Source organism: Paenibacillus sp. NPDC057967 (genome assembly GCF_042887015.1).
Taxonomy (GTDB): domain Bacteria; phylum Bacillota; class Bacilli; order Paenibacillales; family Paenibacillaceae; genus Pristimantibacillus.
Genome location: NZ_JBHVQB010000022.1, coordinates 1 through 1,286 on the forward strand (window position 1 = coordinate 1; position 1,286 = coordinate 1,286).

The 1,286-nt window shown below is 50.5% G+C and carries 2 protein-coding genes; both read right to left on the minus strand.

Annotated elements, in window-relative coordinates; genetic code table 11:
- Positions 1 to 899 (minus strand): IS3 family transposase (locus ACFVSO_RS28815; RefSeq protein ID WP_387480149.1); only part of this gene is annotated, 899 nt, incomplete at its 3' end.
- Positions 884 to 1,213 carry a transposase gene (locus ACFVSO_RS28820; RefSeq protein WP_387480150.1) on the minus strand — a complete coding sequence of 110 codons (330 nt, stop codon included), beginning with the start codon at positions 1,211 to 1,213 and terminating at the stop codon, positions 884 to 886. The genes ACFVSO_RS28820 and ACFVSO_RS28815, both read right to left, overlap by 16 nt.
- Between the last annotated feature and the right edge of the window lie 73 nt (positions 1,214 to 1,286).

The following is a 1,286-nucleotide window of genomic DNA, read 5'->3' on the forward strand; positions in this document are numbered from 1 at the left end:
ACGCCAGCGGTGACCAATCTTAAATATGCTTTGGGCGGCCAGTCTTGTAGGCTGCCATGGATTCGTTCGTTGTTGTAATAACGGAGGAACCGATCGACCTCCATATAGGCTTCCTCGTACGTCTCAAAACAGTTGCGGAGATAGCATTCGCGCTCTAAGATGCTGTGGAACGATTCGATGAAAGCATTTTTGTTGGGCGTTCGATTCGGTATCCGTTCATGCTCAATTCCCGCCTGTTCGCAGAAGGCGTAGAAGGCCTTGCTGACGAACTGAGGGCCATTATCTGTACGAATAACAAGCCCACTGACTTGCTTGTTCACGTCACGCTTTAAAATCGCTTGCTGGACCGTTCGCAGTACATCTGTTGTGCTGCAAACCTTACCGCGATGGTACGCCACGATCGCTCGATCAAACACATCTATGATGCTGGCCAAGTAAAAGTGACGGCGTTTGCCAGCGACATAGCCATACTTAATGTCGAGCTGCCAGAGCTGGTTGGGCCCCGTTACCACTCGGTTATGGGCCACCTTCTTCGGCACGGGCTTGTTCGTTTCTCGCCTAGGAGCGAGGAGTTGAAGCTCTTTGCAAAGCCGGTAGACTTTCTTCTTGTTAATGACCAAGTTGTATTTCCGACGTAGGAGAATCGTGAGTTTCCGGTAGCCAAATGCGGCGTTAGGCCCCTGAATAAGTCGACGTAGACAACCTTTGATGCGGGCGTCTGAGACCTTGTTGCCTAATCGGTTATACGAATAGCCTGGGATCGGGCGACCTTTGCTTACCGGCTTTTGCCGCTCTGGATGCTGCAAGCGATAATAGTATGTTGAACGAGGCACACCGCAAATACGCAGCACCGTCCGTACGGGATAGCCTCGTTCGATCCAGGCTAGCGCTGTCTCCAATCGGGGTGCTTTTTTTTAACCAGTTCCCGAAGGATGCTCAGCTCCACTTCTTTCTCACCAAGCTGTTTAATTGCGGAGTCATACCTTTGCTGGAGCTCAGCAAGCTTGGCTGCGTCTGCTTTCAACTTTTCTGCTTCGTCTCGTTTTTTCACCATCAGATCGCCCACCTCATCCTGATACTGTCGGACCCACTTACTAAGCGTTGCGGGAGAAACACCATGTTGCCTGGCCACTACTTCCGTTCGATAACCGGAGAGCACCTCTACAACAAACTCCTTCTTCGTTTGAATGGGACACCGAAACCGTCTTTTCATGGATAACTCCTCCACCTATTCTTAGTGTATCTGAAGTGGAGAAAGTGTCCAACTGGATTAGGGGGCTATATAG

What these genes read in the sequence shown, in the direction of transcription:
- ACFVSO_RS28820 (WP_387480150.1), bottom strand. Translation starts at nt 1,213, where the DNA reads ATGAAAAGACGGTTTCGGTGTCCCATTCAAACGAAGAAGGAGTTTGTT.